The 20,961-nt window shown below is 61.5% G+C and carries 19 protein-coding genes; 13 read left to right on the top strand and 6 right to left on the bottom strand.

What is annotated here, in order from left to right; translation table 11 throughout:
• Nucleotides 1-48 precede the first annotated feature (48 nt).
• Nucleotides 49-678, bottom strand: a complete 630-nt coding sequence (locus BA011_RS20330; protein WP_186806470.1) for an MOSC domain-containing protein — start codon at nucleotides 676-678, stop codon at nucleotides 49-51.
• A gap of 57 nt (nucleotides 679-735) precedes the next feature.
• Between BA011_RS20330 and recR the strand changes: the two genes are divergently transcribed.
• Together recR and BA011_RS20320 are read left to right on the top strand one after the other, a co-directional pair.
• The gene (gene recR, locus BA011_RS20325; RefSeq protein ID WP_003544338.1) at nucleotides 736-1,341 is read left to right on the top strand and encodes a recombination mediator RecR; all 606 of its coding nucleotides are present in this window, start codon (nucleotides 736-738) and stop codon (nucleotides 1,339-1,341) included.
• Nucleotides 1,342-1,517: 176 nt separating this feature from the next.
• On the top strand, nucleotides 1,518-2,786 hold the full coding sequence (locus BA011_RS20320) for a lytic murein transglycosylase (RefSeq protein ID WP_065282609.1): 1,269 nt from the start codon (nucleotides 1,518-1,520) through the stop codon (nucleotides 2,784-2,786).
• Nucleotides 2,787-2,915: 129 nt separating this feature from the next.
• Here the strand turns inward: BA011_RS20320 and BA011_RS20315 are convergent, their stop codons facing one another.
• Both BA011_RS20315 and BA011_RS20310 read right to left on the bottom strand, forming a co-directional pair.
• On the bottom strand, nucleotides 2,916-3,371 hold the full coding sequence (locus BA011_RS20315) for a GNAT family N-acetyltransferase (RefSeq protein WP_065281765.1): 456 nt from the start codon (nucleotides 3,369-3,371) through the stop codon (nucleotides 2,916-2,918).
• A gap of 23 nt (nucleotides 3,372-3,394) precedes the next feature.
• Nucleotides 3,395-5,074, bottom strand: a complete 1,680-nt coding sequence (locus BA011_RS20310; protein ID WP_186806469.1) for an MFS transporter — start codon at nucleotides 5,072-5,074, stop codon at nucleotides 3,395-3,397.
• A 197-nt stretch (nucleotides 5,075-5,271) separates the two neighbouring features.
• On the opposite strand from BA011_RS20310, the gene rimP reads away from it, so the two are divergent.
• The 10 genes from rimP to BA011_RS20260 all read left to right on the top strand — a co-directional run bounded on the left by rimP (nucleotide 5,272) and on the right by BA011_RS20260 (nucleotide 17,534).
• The gene (gene rimP, locus BA011_RS20305; RefSeq protein ID WP_003544329.1) at nucleotides 5,272-5,877 is read left to right on the top strand and encodes a ribosome maturation factor RimP; all 606 of its coding nucleotides are present in this window, start codon (nucleotides 5,272-5,274) and stop codon (nucleotides 5,875-5,877) included.
• 59 nt (nucleotides 5,878-5,936) lie between these two features.
• Nucleotides 5,937-7,538 (top strand): transcription termination factor NusA, encoded by a 1,602-nt coding sequence (gene nusA / locus BA011_RS20300; protein ID WP_003544328.1) that lies wholly within the window; start codon nucleotides 5,937-5,939, stop codon nucleotides 7,536-7,538.
• The gene (locus BA011_RS20295) at nucleotides 7,535-8,227 is read left to right on the top strand and encodes an RNA-binding protein (protein ID WP_151343504.1); all 693 of its coding nucleotides are present in this window, start codon (nucleotides 7,535-7,537) and stop codon (nucleotides 8,225-8,227) included. The genes nusA and BA011_RS20295 overlap by 4 nt, the downstream gene beginning before the upstream one ends.
• A 101-nt stretch (nucleotides 8,228-8,328) precedes the next feature.
• Entirely contained in the window at nucleotides 8,329-11,082 is a 2,754-nt protein-coding gene (gene infB / locus BA011_RS20290; protein WP_065281763.1) for a translation initiation factor IF-2, read from the top strand.
• A gap of 150 nt (nucleotides 11,083-11,232) precedes the next feature.
• A complete protein-coding gene (rbfA, locus tag BA011_RS20285; protein WP_065281762.1) occupies nucleotides 11,233-11,637 on the top strand; it encodes a 30S ribosome-binding factor RbfA in 405 nt (134 codons plus the stop codon).
• Nucleotides 11,638-11,650: 13 nt separating this feature from the next.
• A complete protein-coding gene (gene truB / locus BA011_RS20280) occupies nucleotides 11,651-12,583 on the top strand; it encodes a tRNA pseudouridine(55) synthase TruB (RefSeq protein ID WP_065281761.1) in 933 nt (310 codons plus the stop codon).
• A 95-nt stretch (nucleotides 12,584-12,678) separates the two neighbouring features.
• Nucleotides 12,679-13,530, top strand: a complete 852-nt coding sequence (locus BA011_RS20275) for an alpha/beta fold hydrolase (protein WP_065281760.1) — start codon at nucleotides 12,679-12,681, stop codon at nucleotides 13,528-13,530.
• A gap of 153 nt (nucleotides 13,531-13,683) precedes the next feature.
• On the top strand, nucleotides 13,684-13,953 hold the full coding sequence (gene rpsO, locus BA011_RS20270; RefSeq protein ID WP_003544317.1) for a 30S ribosomal protein S15: 270 nt from the start codon (nucleotides 13,684-13,686) through the stop codon (nucleotides 13,951-13,953).
• A 350-nt stretch (nucleotides 13,954-14,303) separates the two neighbouring features.
• The gene (gene pnp, locus BA011_RS20265; RefSeq protein WP_065282607.1) at nucleotides 14,304-16,442 is read left to right on the top strand and encodes a polyribonucleotide nucleotidyltransferase; all 2,139 of its coding nucleotides are present in this window, start codon (nucleotides 14,304-14,306) and stop codon (nucleotides 16,440-16,442) included.
• Between the two features lie 75 nt (nucleotides 16,443-16,517).
• Complete coding sequence (locus tag BA011_RS20260) at nucleotides 16,518-17,534, top strand: class I SAM-dependent methyltransferase (protein ID WP_065281759.1); 1,017 nt, start codon at nucleotides 16,518-16,520, stop codon at nucleotides 17,532-17,534.
• Nucleotides 17,535-17,626: 92 nt separating this feature from the next.
• Here the strand turns inward: BA011_RS20260 and fabI are convergent, their stop codons facing one another.
• The 3 genes from fabI to fabA are packed head-to-tail and all read right to left on the bottom strand — an operon-like array spanning nucleotide 17,627 to nucleotide 20,234.
• Entirely contained in the window at nucleotides 17,627-18,433 is an 807-nt protein-coding gene (fabI, locus tag BA011_RS20255; RefSeq protein WP_065281758.1) for an enoyl-ACP reductase FabI, read from the bottom strand.
• A 7-nt stretch (nucleotides 18,434-18,440) separates the two neighbouring features.
• A complete protein-coding gene (fabB, locus tag BA011_RS20250; RefSeq protein WP_065281757.1) occupies nucleotides 18,441-19,673 on the bottom strand; it encodes a beta-ketoacyl-ACP synthase I in 1,233 nt (410 codons plus the stop codon).
• 45 nt (nucleotides 19,674-19,718) lie between these two features.
• A complete protein-coding gene (fabA, locus tag BA011_RS20245; protein ID WP_017962726.1) occupies nucleotides 19,719-20,234 on the bottom strand; it encodes a 3-hydroxyacyl-[acyl-carrier-protein] dehydratase FabA in 516 nt (171 codons plus the stop codon).
• Nucleotides 20,235-20,534: 300 nt separating this feature from the next.
• Here fabA and irrA point away from each other — a divergent pair, with 300 nt between their 5' ends.
• Nucleotides 20,535-20,954, top strand: coding sequence for an iron response transcriptional regulator IrrA (irrA, locus tag BA011_RS20240; protein WP_029873763.1), 420 nt, complete (start codon nucleotides 20,535-20,537; stop codon nucleotides 20,952-20,954).
• Nucleotides 20,955-20,961 lie beyond the last annotated feature (7 nt).

Raw genomic sequence — 20,961 nt, 5'->3', positions numbered from 1 at the left:
TACGGCAATGCGATTAGACAACCGCTGCACACTTTTGCGCGACATGCTTTAGTGCGCTTCGTCGGCTTGGGATTCCAACATGGCCCGAAGCTTGTAGTGAATTGGGGCCGCGAGATATCGCGCCCGATCTGCGCCCTGAAGCCTTCGGCCGAAGGTCTCCATTAGCTCGGGCATCGTAATCTTATCTCCGGAAAAAGGCGTGTATTCCATCGGCATCCCGGGCTCGGCCACGCCGCCCCGGATGACGCGGCAATAGATGCCGGGACGGGCGGCGGCGGTGTAACGCTTGACGAATTTCGGATCGGCCATTCTGACGGCGAAGGTGGCGCAGGGCATACGGCATGCCGTGACTTCGAGGATGAGATCGCCAGCGGCGAAGCGGTCGCCGACGGCGACGTCGCGATTGTCGAGATCCGATATCACCATGTTCTCGCCGAAAGTACCGGCCTCGTAGGGTCGGCCCAGCTCCTGCGCCCACCAGTCGAGCGTCAGCGATCCCTCGATATAAACAGCCTGGTCGACGCCGCCATGGTGTTTGCGGTTGCAGATCGCATCGCCGACAGGACCTTCGGCGTCAATCATCACGGCGCCGTTGACGGCATGTTTGAAGATGCCGGTCTTGTAGCTCTTGCCCGGCAGTCTTTCCGGATTGCCGGTGCATAAGGCCAGGATTTTCATGGGATGGCCAATCCTTCCGCGATTCCGTTTCCGTTCCATATCAGTTAAGAACGGCGCATGGCAAAACGAGTCACCGGCCCAGAAATCGAAAAACTCATCCAGCTTCTGGCAAAGGTGCCGGGCCTCGGGCCGCGCTCGGCGCGCCGGGCGGCACTGCATCTGATCAAGAAGAAGGACCAGCTGCTCGGCCCGCTGTCGAATGCGATGGGCGAAGCCTATGACAAGGTGAAGATCTGCTCGCGCTGCGGCAATGTCGATACGGTCGATCCCTGCATTGTCTGCACCGACGTCCAACGCGATCAATCCGTCATCATCGTCGTCGAGGACGTCTCGGATCTCTGGGCGCTGGAACGGGCAGGCGCGATGAATGCCGCCTATCACGTGCTCGGCGGCACGCTGTCGCCGCTTGACGGGGTCGGTCCTGACGATCTCAATATTCGCGGGCTGATCGACAGGGTCGGCGAAGGCGGCATCCGGGAACTGATCATCGCGGTCAATGCCACGGTCGAGGGACAGACGACGGCGCATTACATCACCGACCAGCTGCAGGGGCTCGACGTGAAGATCACGCGGCTGGCGCATGGCGTGCCCGTCGGCGGCGAACTCGACTATCTCGACGAGGGCACACTTGCAGCCGCGCTTCGAGCGCGGACTGTGATATGAGGGATTTGCATATGCCGAAAGATACCCCCCTCTGCCCTGCCGGGCATCTCCCCCACAAGGGGGGAGATCGGCTAGAGGCACGCTCATCCGTTCCTCGCGTTTCAACGCTTCAATACGTGCAACTGCTACTAGGGGCGAAACGTGGCCTGTTTCCGATCTCCCCCCCTGTGGGGGAGATGCCCGGCAGGGCAGAGGGGGGTGGGCCGTGGGAGGTCATATCGTTTGTCCTTATACTCGCAACCGCTCTAATGCCTCTGCCTGCCCTCGCCGCCTCCAAGGCCGATGTCGAGGCGCAGTTCGAGAAATGGGTGCAGAGCGACCTCTGGCCGGAGGCGAAGGCGAACGGCATTTCGGAGAAGGTCTTTCATGCCGCTTTCTCCGGCATCACGCTGAACTGGAACCTGCCCGATCTCGCCCCGCCCGGTTTCCCGCCGCCGAAGGAGCAGAAGCAGACGCAGGCCGAATTTTCCTCGCCCGCTCCCTATTTCAACGAAGACCAGCTGAAGAAGCTTGCCGCAACGGGACGCGGCTTTGCCGCCCAATACGGCTCGACGCTGAAGCGGATCGAAAAGACCTATGGCGTGCCGGGCTCGATCGTGCTGGCCATCTGGGGCCGTGAGACCGGCTTCGGTGCGGCGAAGATCCCGAATTCGGCGATCGAGGTGCTGGCGACCAAGGCCTTCATGTCGACGCGCAAGGAGATGTTCCGCACCGAGCTGGTGGCCGCACTCCATATTCTCGATGGCGGCGACGTCACACCTGCGAATTTCAAGGGTTCGTGGGCGGGCGCACTCGGCCAGCCGCAATTCATGCCGACCAGCTATCTGAAATATGCCGTGGATTTCGATGGCGACGGTCACCGCAATATCTGGACCTCGGTGCCCGATACGCTCGCTTCGATCGCCAATTACCTGGTCAAGAAAGGCTGGCAGCGCGGCCGCGACTGGGGCTTTGAGGTGTCGATACCCGAGACGGTCTCCTGCGCGCAGGAAGGACCCGATCTGGCAAAGCCGCTGTCGCACTGGGCCTCGCTCGGCATCGACCGCATCTCCGGCAAGGGCTTTCTCTCCGGCGAGATGAAGGCTGAGGGCATGATGCTGGTTCCGGCCGGCCGCGACGGACCGGAATTCATCGTCACGCCGAATTTCTACGTCATCAAGGAATATAATAATTCCGATCTCTACGCGCTCTATATCGGCAACCTCGCCGACCGGATCGCCTATAATGGCGGCGCCTTCCAGGGCGGATGGGGCGATGTCGGCAAGATGCTGCGCTCGGATGTCGCCGCCATGCAGAAGGCGCTGGAACGGCAGGGCTATGATGTCGGCGGCTCCGACGGCCTGCCGGGCTACAAGACCCGGCGTTCGATCGGCCAGTGGCAGGCAAAGAACGGCATGAAGCCGACATGTTTTCCCGAGGCCACGATGAAGGGAAAGCTGAAGTAACCGGCTTCAGAGCGGTTCAGTTTTCATGGAAGCACAGAACCGCTCTTATTTTTTGTTTTACGCAATTCCCGGCAAAATCGCTTCGCGCTTTGCCTGGGAAAACCGCTTCACACTTTTCCTGGAATTGCTTCAGAGATTGCGTTTCAAACCCTCATGGCTGGCGACGAAACCGAGCCTCTCGTAGAAGCGGATCGCATCCCCCCGCGTTTTGTCCGATGTCAGCTGCACCAGGCCGCAGCCGCGCTCGGCGCATTGGGCGATCGCCCATTCGATGAATTGTGCGCCGAGGCCAGAACCGCGAAGATCGCTTACGACACGCACGCTTTCGATCTGGCCGCGCCACATGCCCGTCCTCGAAAGACCGGGAACAAAACTCAGCTGCAGGCAGCCGACGACCCGATCGGTCGCGTCATTGGCGACGGCCAGAAGCTGATTGGCGTCCGCCTCGATCGCGGCAAAGACCGAGAGATAACGCGCGTCGACAGGATCCGAAACGATCTCCCTTCTGCCGCCAAGATCGTCATCGGCCAGAAGCCGGACGATGGCAGCCAAGTCGGATTGGCGGGCGAGCCTGAATTTATACATGTTTGATCCCTGCACACATGGTCTCAATGATGCAGATCGATCGGCGCCTTGTGGAAGACGTCGTTATCAGGCGGAATGGCCTGGCGTTCGATCATGCGGTGAACATGCAGCGGACCTTCGCCGCGGTGAAGCGCACGCAGCCTGTCGGTGTTTTCGGCATCGGCCTGCGTGCGCCGTTGATTGTGCCTTATGTATTCGACCCAGGTCGGCGTATGGTAGGTTTCCGTCCAAAGGCTGGGATTTTCGAGATCACGCATCAGCGCCCAGTTGCGGGCGCCGTCGCGGATGCGGATACGGCGACGCTCGCCCATCAATTCCATGAACTCGGCAAGGTCCTCGTCGGCAATCTCGTAGTCGACCTGGATGACGATCGGGCCGCTGCGCGGCGTGATGTCGAGACTGAGGGCCGGTTCGGTGAAGCGGTTCAGCGGATCGAGGTTGAGCGAGGCGAAGGCCGGCATGGAAAAACGCAGGCCGATCGCGATGCCGAGCAGCATGACGACGGATGACATCAGCAGCGCATCGGCGACACCGTAGCGATCCGCGGCGACGCCCCACAGCCAACTACCGCCGGCGATGCCGCCGAAGGTGACGGTCTGATAAAGCGACAGCGCCCGGCCGACCACCCAGCGCGGCGTCGAAAGCTGGACGATGGTGTTGAACAGCGAAAGTGCCGAGACCCAGCAGGCGCCGGAGATGAGCAGCCCGGCAGAGGTGAGGACGGCACTCGGGCTCAAGGCTGCGATGACAGCACTCAGTGCAAAACCGGCAAAGGAGAGGCGGATGATCATCTCGCTGGAAAGCACCTGGCGAAGCCTGGCATTCAGCACCGCACCGCCAATCGCGCCGATGCCGAAGGCGCCGAGCATGAAACCGTAGGTCAGCGGCCCGCCGGCAACGAGATCGAGGGCGACGACCGGCAGCAGCGCCAGGATCGAGCTGGCGCCGATGCCGAAGAGCAGTCCCCTGATAAGGACCTTTTCGAGATTGGGCGACATCGAGACATAACGCAGGCCGGCGAAGATGGCGCTGCCGAGCGCCTCGCGCGGCAGGGTCGAGACGGGCGCGACTGGACGCCAGCGCAGCAGGGCATAGATCAAGGCGAGGTAACTCAGCGTGTTCACCGCGAAGGCCGCGGCCGCGCCGGCAGCAGCCACGATGACGCCGCCGATCGCCGGGCCGACGCTGCGGGTGATGTTGAAACCCATGCTGTTCAGCGTGACCGCTGCCGGCAGATCGGCACGCGGCACCATGTCGCCGACCGAGGCCTGCCAGGAGGGATTGTTGAGCGCGGTGCCGCAGCCGATCAGGAAGGTGAAGAAGAGCAGCAACCAGGGCGTGATCCAGCCGAGCAGGGCTGATGCCGTCAGCAGCGCCGAGACCGTGAGCATCATGCACTGCGCCGTCAGCATGACCCGGCGGCGGTCATAATTGTCGGCCAGCGCACCCGATATTAGCGAAAACAGCATGATCGGCAGCGCCGTCGAGGTCTGCACCAGCGCGACCATGTCCTCCGAGGCGGTGATCGTCGTCATCATCCAGGCGGCACCGACCGCCTGGATCAGGCCGCCGAAATTTGAAGAAAGGCTCGCGAACCAGATGGTGCGGTAGGTATCGTGCCGCAAAGGCGCCAATGTCGACGAAGTGTAGGCCACGATTTCTCCCGCTTTTGTTATTGCGCGCCAACGGCAATATATGCGCAAGACCGGCGCTGGCCATAGGCCTCATCACGCGCGGCAAGCGAATTGGCCGAATCGGTCGCGGACCTTGCAATTTCGGAAAAACCCGACTATATGCCTCTCAAATTCTTGATCGCTTGATGAAGAGTGGGCCGCAAGGACCCGCTCTTTTTTATTAGCGCGATTGCCGAAAAAGCATGAAATTGCGAGGAGCGCACCGCTTGTCGGATCTGACAAACGCAGACAATGAACGTGAGCCACGGCTGATTACCGAAACCGGGCTCGACCAGCGTCTTGCCGATATCATCGAACCCGTTCTCGTCGACCTGGGCTTCCGCCTTATCCGCGTCCGCATGATGAACCAGAACGGTGCGACGATGCAGGTCATGGCCGAACGCAACGACGGCACGATGACGGTTCAGGATTGCGAAGAAGTCTCGATGGCGATTTCTCCCGTCCTCGATGTGGAAGATCCGGTCGATAAAGAGTATCATCTGGAAGTGTCTTCGCCCGGCATCGACCGTCCGATGGTGCGGAAATCCGATTTCGTCCGCTGGCAGGGCCACCTTGTGAAATGCGAGACGTCGATCTTGATCGACAATCGCAAGCGCTTCCGCGGCAAGATCGTCGAAGCAGGCACAGATGGTTTCACGCTCGAGCGTGACCAGATCGCCTATGGGGAAGAGCAGAAGGTCACCATTCCCTTCACGGCGCTTAGCGATGCGAAGCTCATTCTGACCGACGACCTGATCCGCGACGCGTTGCGCGCCGACAAGCTGGCGAAAGCCCAGGCCGCCAACCAGAACGAAGCGGACGACGAAGAATAACCGATCAACAGACCGCTCCAGGGACGGGAACCCTGGAGTAAAGACGGAGAAACAAGACAATGGCAGTCAGTGCGAACCGGCTCGAACTTCTGCAGATCGCAGATGCAGTGGCGCGCGAAAAAGTCATCGACCGCGAGATCGTGCTGGCCGCAATGGCCGATGCCATCCAGAAGGCGGCACGCTCCCGTTACGGCACCGAGTCCAACATCCGGGCCGACATCAACCCGAAGACCGGCGAAATCCGTCTGCAGCGCCTGCTCGAAGTCGTCGAGAAGGCCGAGGATTATTCGACGCAGATCCCGCTGGAGCTGGCCCGCGACCGCAACCCGGACGCCGCACTCGGCGATTTCATCGCCGATCCGCTGCCGCCGATGGATTTTGGCCGCATTGCCGCACAGTCGGCCAAGCAGGTAATCGTGCAGAAGGTGCGTGAAGCCGAGCGTGACCGCCAGTTCGACGAATTCAAGGATCGCGTCGGCGAAATCGTCAACGGTACCGTCAAGCGCGTCGAATACGGTAACGTCATCGTCGATCTCGGCCGTGGCGAAGGCATCATCCGCCGCGACGAAATGATCCCGCGCGAAAACGTCCGTTATGGCGATCGCGTCCGTGCTTATGTCTATGATGTCCGTCGCGAGCAGCGCGGCCCGCAGATCTTCCTGTCGCGCACGCATCCGCAATTCATGGTGAAGCTTTTCACCATGGAAGTGCCGGAGATCTACGACGGCATCATCCAGGTGAAGTCGGTCGCCCGCGACCCGGGTTCGCGCGCCAAGATCGCGGTGATCTCGAACGACAGTTCGATCGATCCGGTCGGCGCCTGCGTCGGTATGCGCGGCTCACGCGTTCAGGCCGTCGTCGGCGAGCTCCAGGGCGAAAAGATCGACATCATTCCGTGGAGCCAAGATCCGGCGACCTTCGTCGTCAACGCCCTGCAGCCGGCTGAGGTCGCCAAGGTCGTTCTCGACGAGGATGCCGAGCGTATCGAAGTCGTCGTTCCCGATGAGCAGCTGTCGCTTGCGATCGGCCGCCGCGGCCAGAACGTCCGCCTCGCTTCGCAGCTGACCGGCTGGGATATCGACATCATGACGGAGGCCGAGGAATCGGAACGCCGCCAGAAGGAATTCAACGAGCGCACCAACCTGTTCATGGATTCGCTCGATGTCGACGAGATGGTCGGCCAGGTTCTGGCTTCGGAAGGTTTTGCCGCGGTTGAAGAACTGGCTTATGTCGATCTCGACGAAATCTCTTCGATCGACGGTTTCGACGAGGAGACGGCGCAGGAAATCCAGCAGCGCGCCCGCGAATTCCTCGAGCGTCTCGAAGCCGAGATGGACGAGAAGCGCAAGGCGCTCGGTGTCCAGGATGAACTGCGTGAAATCAACGGCATGACCGCCCAGATGATGGTGGCGCTCGGCGAAGACGGCATCAAGTCGATCGAGGACTTTGCCGGCTGCGCTGCCGACGATCTCGTCGGCTGGTCGGAACGCAAGAACGGCGAAACGAAGAAGTTCGAGGGTCTGTTCTCGAAGTTCGATGTCTCGCGCGTCGAAGCAGAACAGATGATCGTCCAGGCCCGCCTTTCGGCTGGCTGGATCACGCAAGAGGACCTGGATAAGGGGACCGAAGAAGAGGTCACCGAAGCCGAACAAGAAGCATGATGACCGAGCATGAACCGGACGCTCCTCTCGAGGACGACGATCTTGCAGGTTATGACGTGAACGGACGCATGTGCATCGTGACGCGCGAAAGCGGATCGCCGGAAGAGCTGATCCGCTTCGTCGCCGCTCCCGATGGAACAGTTGTCGCCGACTTGAAGCGCGAGCTTCCGGGACGCGGATGCTGGGTGAAGATCGACCGGTCGCTGGTCGACAGGGCGGTGGCGAAGAAGCTCTTCGCCCGCGCGCTGAAGACGGATGTAAAGGCGGCGGACGATCTCGGCGCGAGTGTCGATCGGCTGCTCGCGGCGCAATTGATGCAGATGATGAACATGGCGCGGAAAGCCGGCCAGTTCGTCAGCGGCTCCTCGAAAGTGGATGCCGCGGTCAGAAGTGGAGCAGCCATTGCGGTGTTCCACGCGACTGGTGCAGCGGACGACGGCGTCCGGAAAATCGACCAGGCCCGCAAGGCCTGGCACCTCGGAATGGAGACCGAGGAGGAGATACCTTCCTTCCGTCTCTTCTCGGAGAGCGAAATGGAAGGCCTGATGGGCCAGAATGCTTTTATCCATGCCGCAGTGCTTGCAGGGCAGGCGGGTGAAGGTGTAGTGAAGCGCGCAAAGATGCTCGAACAGTACCGTATTGGCGGTCAGTCCCGGGCAGCGGGCGGCGCTGGCCGGCAAAAACAATGAGGCGGTCACCGGCATCGGCCGGTCCCATCCTCATTGATCGACAGTATTGAACGACAGGGTCTGATCTAGTCATCGCTCCCTGTCCGAAGGAACGGGAACGAATGACCGATAGTAACGACGACAAGACAATCAGCGTAGCGGGCAAAAAGACACTCACCCTGAAACCATCTGGGATGAGCCAGGGCACCGTTCGCCAGGATATGGGTCGAGGTCGCACCAAGGCGGTCGTCGTCGAGACCCGTAAGCGGCGCCCGATGCGCCCGGAAGACGAAAAGCCGATCACACCCGTCGCTCCGCCGGCCCCCGTGCGCGCAGCCGAACCGGCGCCCGCACCCGTGCAGGCGCGTCCGCAGCAGCCGACGCCGGCACCGCGGGTTCAGCAGGGCAACAACAACCAGACGAACCAGCGTCCGTCGCAGCAGTCTCACCAGGCGCCGCGCCAGAACGATCGTCCGCGCCCGGTGGTGCTGAACCATCTGTCGCCGGAAGAGATGGACGCCCGCCGCCGCGCGCTTGCCGACTCCCAGGCGCGTGACGCCCAGGATGCTATCCGCCGCGCCGAGGAAGAAAAGCTCCGTGCCGCCGAAGAGGTGATCCGCAAGGCAGCTGAAGCGGAAGAAGCTGCCCGCCGGGCCGCTGAGGAGGCTACCCGGCAGGCTGAGGCACCCGCTGTTGCTGAACCGGCAGCCGCAGAACCGGCTCCGGCCGAAGCACGCTCCGACGCGCCACGGCCGCCGCAGCCCGCATCGTCGGCACCGGCCGCACGCCGGCCCGACGCGGCTGGAGCACCTGCTGCCCGTCCGGCACCCGGCGCTGCCGTCCCCGGGGCCGTTCGCGGCCGCCGCGACGAAAAGGAAGAAGACGATCGTGGTGCAGCGCGCGGCGGTCCGGTCCGTGGCCGCGTCGTTCGCCCGGAACCCGCAAAGCCGGTCACGACTCGTCCGAAGACGGATGAAGAGCGCCGCCGCGGCAAGTTGACGATCACCACCGCCAACGTCGACGGCGAGGATAATGCCCGCGGCCGTTCGCTCTCGGCGATGCGTCGCCGGCAGGAGAAGTTCCGCCGCGGTCAGATGCAGGAAACCCGCGAAAAGATCTCCCGCGAGGTGGTTCTGCCCGAGACCATCACCATTCAGGAACTGTCGCAGCGCATGTCCGAACGCGCCGTCGACGTCATCAAGTACCTGATGAAGGAAGGCCAGATGATGAAGCCGGGCGACGTCATCGACGCCGACCTTGCCGAAATCATCGCCGGCGAATTCGGCCATACGGTCAGGCGCGTGTCGGAATCCGACGTCGAACTCGGCATCTTCAACGTGTCCGACGACGATGGCGAACTGGTTTCGCGCCCGCCCGTCGTTACCATCATGGGCCATGTCGACCACGGCAAGACCTCGCTGCTCGACGCCATCCGTCATGCCAACGTGGTCTCCGGCGAAGCCGGTGGCATCACCCAGCATATCGGCGCCTATCAGGTGGAGCAGAACGGTCAGAAGATCACCTTCATCGATACGCCCGGCCACGCCGCTTTCACGGCAATGCGTGCCCGCGGTGCGCAGGCGACCGACATCGCGATCCTGGTCGTTGCAGCCGACGACAGCGTGATGCCGCAGACGATCGAATCGATCAACCACGCCAAGGCGGCCGGTGTTCCGATCATCGTGGCGATCAACAAGGTCGACAAGCACGAGGCTGATCCGCAGAAGGTCCGCAACCAGCTGCTGCAGCACGAAGTCTTCGTGGAATCCATGGGCGGTGAAGTGCTTGACGTCGAGGTTTCGGCCAAGACCGGCAAGAACCTCGACAAGCTGCTCGAGGCGATCCTGCTGCAGGCGGAAATTCTCGATCTCAAGGCCAATGCGAACCGGACCGCGGAAGGCACAGTCATCGAAGCCCAGCTCGATCGTGGCCGTGGTTCGGTCGCGACCGTGCTCGTCCAGAAGGGTACGCTACGTCCGGGTCAGATCATCGTCGCCGGCGACGTCTGGGGCCGCGTGCGCGCTCTCGTCACCGACAAGGGCGACCATGTGAAAGAAGCCGGTCCGGCAACGCCGGTCGAGGTTCTCGGTCTTTCCGGCACGCCGCAGGCCGGCGACAAGTTCGCCGTCGTCGAAAGCGAAAGCCGCGCCCGCGAAATCTCGGAATATCGTCAGCGTCTGGCCCGCGACAAGGCGGCTGCCCGCCAGTCGGGACAGCGCGGTTCGCTGGAACAGATGATGATGCAGCGCCAGAGCGTCGGCATCAAGGAGTTCCCGCTGGTCATCAAGGGTGACGTGCAGGGCTCGATCGAAGCGATTGCCGGCGCGCTGGAGAAGCTCGGCACCGACGAAGTCCGCGCCCGCATCGTCCATTCGGGCGCCGGCGGCATCACCGAGTCGGATATCTCGCTCGCCGAAGCCTCGAGCGCGGCCATCATCGGCTTCAACGTTCGTGCAAATACGCAGGCACGCCAGTTCGCCGAGCGCGAAGGCATCGAAATCCGCTACTACAACATCATCTACGACCTTGTGGATGATGTGAAGGCAGCGATGTCGGGCCTCTTGTCTCCGGAGCGGCGCGAAACCTTCATCGGCAATGCCGAGATCCTCGAGGTGTTCAACATCACCAAGGTCGGCAAGGTCGCAGGCTGCCGTGTTGTCGAAGGCAAGGTCGAACGTGGTGCGGGCGTCCGCCTCATCCGCAACGACGTCGTCGTTCACGAAGGCAAGCTCAAGACGCTCAAGCGCTTCAAAGACGAAGTGTCCGAAGTGCCGATGGGTCAGGAATGCGGCATGGCCTTCGAAAACTACGAGGACATGCGCGCCGGCGACGTCATCGAGTGCTTCCGCGTCGAGCATATCACGCGCACGCTCTAAGCTGCTGCGCCTGAACTTTTCCGAAAGCCATCCGCCAGCCGGCGGATGGCTTTCGGGCATCTGCCGACTTGACCTTTTGGACCAAAAGAGTCATGGACGCTCTCCTTTGACGGGTTCGATTCCCAGCCGCATCGGCAAATAGAGATAACAATGACCAGAGTAACTTCTTCCGCGCCTTCGCAGCGCATGCTGCGCATTGGCGAACAGGTTCGCGCCGCTCTCACCCAGGTGCTGCAACGCGGCGAAGTGCGTGACGAAATCATCGAGGCGACCGTGATCTCGATCTCGGAAGTGCGCATGTCGCCGGACCTCAAGATCGCCACCGCCTATGTGACGCCGCTCGGCGTTTCCGACCACAGTATCGTCATCGAGGCGTTGAATCGTCATGCAAGGTTCATCCGCGGCCGGCTCGGGCCGCAGCTTCGGCAGATGAAATACATGCCGGAGGTGCGCTTCCGCGACGATACCAGCTTCGACAACTACAAGAAGATCGACGAGCTGCTGCGTTCGCCCGAGGTGAGCCGCGACCTCGACGGCGATAATGACGAACGATAAACAGAAGAGACGCATGTCCAAACCACGCAAACCCAAAGGCCGGCCGATTTCCGGCTGGCTGATCCTCGACAAGCCGGTGGATTTCGGCTCGACGGAAGCCGTTTCCAAGATCAAGTGGCTCTACAAGGCTGAGAAGGCCGGCCATGCCGGCACGCTCGATCCGCTCGCCTCCGGCATGCTGCCGATCGCGCTCGGCGACGCGACGAAGACCGTCCCCTACGTGATGGACGGCCGCAAGATCTATGAATTCACGGTGAGCTGGGGCGAGGAGCGTGCGACCGACGATCTCGAGGGCGCGGTGACCAAGAGTTCGGACAAACGCCCGAGCGAACAGCAGATCCGCGATATCCTGCCTGGATATATCGGTACCATCAGCCAGGTGCCGCCGCAGTTTTCCGCTATCAAGATCGCAGGTGAACGCGCCTATGATCTGGCGCGCGAAGGCGAAACCGTCGAAATCCCCTCGCGTGAGGTCGATATCTTCCGGCTGACTTTGCTCGCCTGCCCGGACGCCGATAGCGCGCATTTCGAAGTGGAATGCGGCAAGGGCACCTATGTCAGGGCGCTGGCGCGTGATTTCGGCCGCGAACTCAGCTGCTACGGCCATGTGTCCGGGCTGCGGCGCACCTTTGTCGCCCCTTTCGCGGAAGAGGCCATGGTGCCGCTCGCGGATCTCGTGGCACTGGAAGCGATCGAGGATATGGACGAGCGCCTGGCCGCCCTCGACGCGCTGCTGATCGACACCTGCGAAGCGCTATCCTCGCTGCCCCATCTCATCATCAACGACGACCAGGCGCACCGGCTGAAGATGGGCAACCCGATCCTGGTGCGTGGCCGCGATGCGCCGGTTGCCGAAAGCGAAGCCTATGCGACGGCCCGCGGCAAGCTGATCGCGATCGGCGAGATCGGCCAGGGTGAGTTTCGCCCGAAGCGGGTTTTCGCCTGAGCCTATCCGGCTTTCTAACAACGACAGCGATTGTCAGGCGGTAGCGATGCGATATCTTGCCTGTCGGCCATGGGGGCCTGACAGAGGGAAAGATCATGCGCGGAACTGCTATCGGAATCCTGACGTTCTTTTCGATGTTTCTCGCCGTCGCCGGCGCTCGATCCGCCGAGCGCTGGGCCGAGCTTCCGGCCTTTCCTTCGATGCCGGTGGCAAAGACGAGCGGCATGGCCGAGGTGAACGACATCAAGATGTATTACGCCGAATACGGCGAAGGCGACCCGATCCTGTTCATTCATGGCGGCCTTGGAAATGCCGAGGTCTGGGGTCACCAGGTCGCCGATTTTGCCAAGGATCATCGGGTCATCGTTGCCGACAGCCGCGGACATGGGCGCTCGACGCGCAGCCAGCAGCCCTTCGGTTATGATCTGATGACATCTGACTACGTCGCGCTTCTCGACTATCTGAAGATCGACAAGGTGACACTTGTGGGATGGTCGGATGGCGGAATCATCGGCATCGACATGGCGATGAAACATCCGGAGAAGCTGATGCGCGTCATTGCCCACGCGGCAAACGTCACGACCGACGGCCTCAAGGCTGACGTGATGAGCAACAAGACCTTCAACGACTACATCAACGTCGCCGGCGACTATTACAGGAAGCTGTCGCCGACGCCGAACGAGTACGACGCCTTCGTGAAACAGATTTCCCACATGTGGAAGACCCAGCCGGCCTGGACGGCAGCGGATCTTGGAAAGATCGCGGTGCCGGTCACGCTCGCCATCGGCGACCATGACGAGGCGGTGAAGCTCGACCATACGGAAATGATGGCGAAAGACATTCCGGGCGCCAAGCTCGTCATCCTGAAAAATGTCAGCCATTTCGCCATGCTGCAGGATCCCACGGGTTACGATGCGATGATCCGGGACGCCATGGCGGGCCGCTGAAAACCGCTGCTGGCGCTCCCCTCTTTCCATCGCGGCTTATTTGGTTTATAGGCAGCGCCAGCGTCAGGTTTGCCTGCTCGCATTCACGGCCAAAGCTGGACGACATCCCGGCTTTTGGCGACTTTATCTCCTCCTCTTAGAAAGGATCACCCGATGTCGATTACTGCTGAGCGCAAGTCTGCGCTGATCAAGGAATATGCTACCGTTGAAGGCGATACCGGTTCTCCGGAAGTCCAGGTCGCGATCCTGACCGAACGCATCAACAACCTGACCGAACACTTCAAGGACCACAAGAAGGATAACCATTCCCGCCGTGGCCTGTTGACGATGGTTTCGAGCCGCCGCTCGCTTCTTGATTATCTCAAGAAGAAGGATGAAGGCCGCTATTCCAAGCTGATCACCAGCCTGGGTATCCGCCGCTAAGATTGTCCGGCGGGCGCTTTCCGAGCGCCCGCCGGATCTGTTTCGGGACACGGTTCCTGATGAAATGTTCCAGCCGCGCCCTATCTTTTAGCGGTGGAAAGACCGGCAGACCCGGATGGGCCGGTTCTGCCAAACCAACCGTTGACCTGTCATGGGGCAGGATTGCCGGATGCTTTCGGCCAAGGCTTGTCAATGAGCTTTGGCCCGGTTTCTTAGGGACTCCCCGAGGAAGCCGAGGATGAAAAGCCTCCCGTTGTCTTGCCCGTGATACGTCACATTGATTGCGGTCGACTGTGCGCTGCGCCTTGATATCGGCGATGGCGCGTGCTCCCGCATTGAAGGACAAAGACATGTTTGATACACACACAGTGGAAATCGAGTGGGCTGGCCGCCCGCTGAAACTCGAAACCGGCAAGATCGCCCGTCAGGCCGACGGCGCCGTTCTCGCCACCTACGGCGAAACCGTCGTTCTCGCCACCGTCGTCTCGGCCAAGGCGCCGAAGGCCGGCCAGGACTTCTTTCCGCTCACCGTCAACTACCAGGAAAAGACCTATGCGGCCGGCAAGATCCCCGGCGGCTATTTCAAGCGCGAAGGCCGTCCGAGCGAAAAGGAAACCCTGGTTTCCCGCCTGATCGACCGCCCGATCCGCCCGCTCTTCCCTGAGGGCTACAAGAACGACACGCAGGTTGTCGTTACCGTTATCCAGCATGACCTCGAAAACGATCCCGACGTGCTGTCGATGGTTGCCACCTCGGCTGCGCTGACGCTGTCCGGCGTTCCCTTCATGGGCCCCGTCGGCGGTGCGCGCGTCGGCTACATCAACGGCGAATACGTTCTCAACCCGCATCTCGACGAGATGGACGAATCGAGCCTCGACCTTGTCGTCGCCGGCACCTACGACGCCGTGCTGATGGTGGAATCCGAAGCCAAGGAACTCAACGAAGACGTCATGCTCGGTGCCGTCATGTTCGGCCACAAGGGCTTGCAGCCGGTTCTCGATGCGATCATCAAGCTCGCCGAAGTTGCCGCCAAGGAGCCGCGCGACTTCCAGCCGGCAGACTACTCCGCTCTCGAAACCGAAATGCTCGGCCTTGCCGAAGGTGAACTTCGCGAAGCCTACAAGATCACCCAGAAGGCTGATCGCTACGCCGCTGTCGACGCCGTCAAGGCGAAGGTGAAGGCGCACTTCCTGCCCGAGGAAGGCGAAGCCCGGTACACGCCCGAAGAAGTCGGCGCGATCTTCAAGCATCTGCAGGCGAAGATCGTCCGCTGGAACATCCTCGACACCAAGAGCCGCATCGACGGCCGCAACCTCGAAACCGTTCGTCCGATCGTTTCGGAAGTCGGCCTTCTGCCGCGCACCCACGGTTCGGCGCTGTTCACCCGCGGCGAAACCCAGGCGATCGTGGTTGCCACGCTCGGCACCGGCGAAGACGAGCAGTATGTCGACAGCCTGACGGGCATGTACAAGGAGCGCTTCCTGCTCCATTACAACTTCCCTCCCTACTCGGTTGGCGAGACCGGCCGCATGGGCTCCCCGGGTCGCCGCGAAATCGGCCACGGCAAGCTCGCATGGCGCGCGATCCGTCCGATGCTGCCGACGCCTGAGCAGTTCCCCTACACGCTGCGCGTCGTCTCCGAGATCACCGAGTCGAATGGCTCGTCATCGATGGCGACCGTCTGCGGTACCTCGCTCGCTCTGATGGACGCCGGCGTTCCGCTGGCAAAGCCGGTTGCCGGTATCGCCATGGGTCTGATCCTGGAAGGCGATCGCTTCGCTGTCCTGTCCGACATTCTCGGTGACGAAGACCACCTCGGCGATATGGACTTCAAGGTCGCCGGTACCGCCGACGGCATCACCTCGCTGCAGATGGACATCAAGATCACCGGTATCACCGAAGAGATCATGAAGGTCGCCCTTGGCCAAGCCCAAGGTGGTCGTGTCCACATCCTCGGCGAAATGTCCAAGGCGATCACCGAAAGCCGCGGCCAGCTCGGCGAATTCGCTCCGCGCATCGAAGTCATGAACATCCCGGTCGACAAGATCCGTGAAGTCATCGGCTCCGGCGGCAAGGTCATTCGCGAAATCGTCGAAAAGACCGGCGCGAAGATCAACATCGAGGATGACGGCACCGTCAAGATCGCCTCGTCTTCGGGCAAGGAAATCGAAGCGGCCCGCAAGTGGATCCACTCGATCGTTGCCGAACCTGAGATCGGCCAGGTCTACGAAGGCACGGTCGTCAAGACTGCCGACTTCGGCGCCTTCGTCAACTTCTTCGGCGCCCGTGACGGCCTCGTCCACATCTCGCAGCTCGCTTCCGAGCGTGTTGCCAAGACGCAGGACGTCGTCAAGGAAGGCGACAAGGTCTGGGTCAAGCTGCTCGGCTTCGACGAACGCGGTAAGGTTCGCCTGTCGATGAAGGTCGTCGACCAGGCCACCGGCCAGGAAATCCCGAACGAGAAGAAGAAGGAAGAAGCGGCCGAATAAGCCGCCTTCCAGATTTAATACCGGGCGCGGGAATGCTTCCGCGCCCTTTTTTGTATGAGAAGACGAGACGAGACCATGAGCAGCGAGACGCTGAAGACCCTGTTCCATCCCTTTGCCAGCGGCACAGTCGCGGCGCCCGGCGAAGGCGAGCGCGTGCTCTTCCTCGGCGCCGAGGCAGGCTTTGCGCTGCCGGAGGGCTTTGCCGCCTCGCTCAGCGCCGTCCAGGGCTTCCGGCCGCTCTATCGGCAGCTGCTGGCCCAGCGGATCGAAGCGAAGCCGGAGATCGACGGCGAGGACTACGATGCGGCTCTGGTGCTCTGCACCAAGCACAAGGGCGAGAACGAGGCCAATCTCGCCGCTGCGATCGCCCGTACGCGGCTCGGCGGCCTGATCGTCGTTGCCGGCGCCAAGGAAGACGGCATCCAGCCGCTGCGCAAGCGGATGGAAGGTTTCAATCTCGCCGTCGACCATATGCCGAAATATCACGGCGTCGCCTTCTGGTTCGGCCGGCCGGCGGATGCAGACGAGATTATCTCCAAGCTGGCAAAGGCGCCGGTGCGCGTCGACGGTCGTTTCCAAGCGACCGCCGGCATGTTCTCGCATGACCGCATCGATGCCGGATCGGAGCTGCTCGCCTCGCGCCTGCCTGAGGATTTCACCGGCGACGTTGCGGATTTCGGCGCCGGATGGGGCTATCTCTCCGTCGAGCAGGCGCGGAAGTCGCGTGGATTGACGCGCCTCGACCTCTACGAGGCCGATCACGCGGCTTTGGAGGCTGCCAGGGGTAATCTGGCTCAGAACTGCCCGAACGCGCCTGCGCGCTTCTTCTGGCACGATCTGGCGGGTGAGCCGGTCAAGGATAAATACGATCTCGTCATCATGAACCCGCCCTTCCATGAGGGGCACGCGGCCGATCCGGCGCTCGGCCAGGCAATGATCAAGACGGCCGCATCCGCCCTTCGCGGCGGCGGCCGCCTGATGCTCGTCGCCAATCGCGGCCTGCCTTACGAGCCGGTTCTGGCGGCTAATTTCAGGGAAAGCGGCGAAACCTGCCGCAACGCCCGGTTCAAGGTTCTCTGGGCGAAGAAATAGGCTCAAGCGGCCTCGATACGATCATTCTTACCGATAGAAAAAGGCCGTGCGCATCATCTGCGCACGGCCTTTGAGTTTCCATCGAATAATGTTTACTCGACGTCCGCTTTGCGCAGCGTTTCCAGCGTCGGCATGGAGGTGACGTTGAAGCCGGCGTCGACGAAATGGATTTCGCCGGTGACGCCGGAGGAAAGGTCGGAAAGCAGGTAGAGAGCCGAGCTGCCGACCTGATCGATGGTCACGGTCTTGCGCAGCGGCGCATTGCGCTGGTTCCAGGAGAGGATCGCGCGCGCATCGGAGATGCCAGCGCCGGCAAGCGTGCGGATCGGGCCGGCGGAAATGGCATTGACGCGGATGCCACGCGGGCCGTAGTCGGCGGCGAGATAACGCACTGAAGCCTCGAGCGCCGCCTTGGCAACCCCCATGACGTTGTAGTTCGGGATGACGCGCGTCGAGCCATTATAGGTCAGCGTCAGCATCGCACCACCATCTTCCATCAACGGAGCGCAGCGCTTGGCGATCTCGGTGAAGGAGAAACAGGAAATGACCATGGTGCGGCTGAAATTCTCACGCGTCGTATCGGCGTAGAGACCCTTCAGCTCGTTCTTGTCGGAAAAGCCGATGGCATGGACGATGAAATCGAGCTTGCCCCAGCGCTCGCTTATCGCGTCGACCACGGCATCGACCGAGGCGATGTCCTCGACGTCGCAGGGCAGGACGAAATCCGAGTTGACCTCGGCAGCAAGCGGCCTGACGCGCTTGCCGAGCGCATCGCCCTGATAGGTGAAGGCGAGTTCCGCACCCTGTGCGGCGAGAGCTTTTGAAATTCCCCAGGCGATCGAGTGGTTGTTGGCGACGCCCATGACGAGCCCGCGCTTACCCTGCATGATTCCCGTCATATTATTATTATCCGTTATAGCGCTGGAAGACGAGCGTGGCGTTGGTGCCGCCGAAGCCGAAGGAATTGGAGAGGGCAATGTCGATCTTGGCGTCGTCGATGCGCTTGCGCACAATCGGGACACCTTCGAATTCGGGATCGAGCTCGGTGATATGAGCGCTTTCGCCGATGAAGCCTTGCTGCATCATCAGCAGGGAATAGATCGATTCCTGCACGCCGGCAGCGCCCAGCGAATGGCCGGTCAGCGACTTGGTCGACTGGATATGCGGGATCTTCGAGCCGAACACTTCGCGGATGGCGCCGATTTCCTTGCTGTCGCCGACCGGCGTCGACGTGCCGTGGGTATTGACGTAGTCGACATCGCCTTTGACGGTGGCGAGCGCCTGGCGCATGCAGCGGATAGCGCCTTCGCCCGACGGGGCGACCATGTCGTATCCATCAGAGGTTGCGCCGTAACCGACGATTTCGGCATAGATCTTGGCACCGCGGGCCTTGGCGCGTTCCAGCTCCTCGAGCACCAGCACGCCGGCGCCGCCGGCAATAACGAAACCATCGCGGTTGACGTCATAGGCGCGCGAGGCGCTGTCCGGCGTGTCGTTGTACTTGGAGGACATGGCGCCCATGGCGTCGAAGAGGTTGGACATCGTCCAGTCGAGATCCTCGTGGCCGCCGGCGAACATCACGTCCTGCTTGCCCCACTGGATCATTTCGGCGGCGTTGCCGATGCAATGCGCCGAGGTCGAGCAAGCCGACGAGATCGAATAGTTGACGCCGTGGATCTTGAACCAGGTAGCGAGCGTGGCCGATGCGGTCGAGGACATCGCCTTCGGCACGGCGAAGGGGCCGATGCGCTTCGGGCTGTTATTTTTTATGGTGATCTCGGCAGCTTCGATCAGGGTGCGGGTGGACGGACCGCCGGAGCCCATGATGATGCCGGTACGCTCGTTCTGAGCGTATTCTTTCTCTTCCAGGCCGGAATCGGCAAGTGCCTGTTTCATGGCGACATGGTTCCAGGCACCGCCCTGCGACAGGAAACGCATGGCGCGGCGGTCGACCAGTTCGGCAAGTTCCGCCGAACCGAGCTTCGGACTGCCCCAGACCTGGCACTTGAACCCATGTTCGGCGAAATCGCTCGAAAAGGAGATACCCGACTTTGCCTGCCGCAAGGATTCGGTGACTTCGGCCGCGTCGTTTCCGATCGAGGACACGACACCCAGACCTGTGACAACTACCCGTCTCATCTGATCAAACCTTTGTTGTTTTCGTCAGCCGCTCGAAATGCGGTTTCAGGCCGTCTTGTCTTTCGATAGACCGACGCGAAGATCGGCCGCCTGATATATGGTCTCGCCGTCCGCCTTTAGCCAGCCGTCGGCGGTGCCGAGGACCAGACGGCCGCGCATGACACGCTTGAAGTCGATGCCATATTCGATCAGCTTCGTCTGTGGCCGGACCATACCCTTGAATTTTACTTCGCCGGTCGAAAGCGCCATGCCGCGGCCTTCTTCGCCGAGCCAACCCAGAAAGAAACCGGTCAGCTGCCACATGCCGTCGAGACCGAGGCAGCCCGGCATGATCGGATTGCCTTCGAAATGGCAGGGAAAATACCAGTCGTCCGGGCGTACGTCGTATTCCGCCCTGAGGTAGCCCTTATCGAAGGTGCCGCCCGTTTCGGAAATATCCGTGATGCGGTGAACCATCAGCATGGGCGGCAGGGGCAGCTGCGCATTGCCGGGGCCGAACAGCTCGCCATGTGCGCAAGCGATGAGTTCTTCATACGAGAAGCTGGACTGTCTGGTCGTCATAAAGTTTCTTTTCCCCCCGCGTCAAGCCGATGGATGTGAACGTGTAGTCCAAGTTCTTCAGAAAATGAAGCACAAGCAAGGCAGCTTCATTCATCGCCCCGGACCAGGCTTGCGCCATTATTTGGTGGTCGCATACAGGAAGGCTAGGGCTGGGACCAGACCTAATTGCGTCAAAAGCCCGTTTTTGCCGCGTTTATCCGGCTCCCGTCCTCATTGAACTATTGAAAGGCTCCGATGCAAAAGTTATACCGCTTAAAGAAACATGATTGCTTTATGCCAGAATAACCGGAGTTGGTTTTGATGACGGGTGCATTCCCGATCGCAATAGAGGTAAGGCTGCGCGGTGCAGGCCTGCGCCCCACCCGCCAGCGCGTCGCGCTCGGCGACCTCCTGTTTGCCAAGGGCGACCGGCATTTGACCGTCGAGGAACTGCATGAAGAGGCGGTTGCCGCCGGCGTGCCGGTATCCTTGGCAACCGTCTACAACACGCTGCATCAGTTCACGGAAGCCGGTCTCATCCGCGTTCTCGCCGTCGAGAGCGCCAAGACCTATTTCGACACCAATGTTTCCGACCATCACCATTTCTTCGTCGAAGGTGATAACGAGGTGCTCGACATCCCCGTCAGTAACCTGACGATCGCCAATCTGCCGGAACCGCCCGAAGGCATGGAGATCGCCCATGTCGACGTGGTGATCCGCCTGCGGGCAAAGCAGAGCTGACGACATC

Origin of the sequence: Rhizobium leguminosarum (assembly GCF_001679785.1) — a bacterium.
GTDB lineage: Bacteria > Pseudomonadota > Alphaproteobacteria > Rhizobiales > Rhizobiaceae > Rhizobium > Rhizobium leguminosarum_R.
Note: the sequence above shows the minus strand (reverse complement) of the source record. Positions and strands in the feature narration are given on the sequence as shown.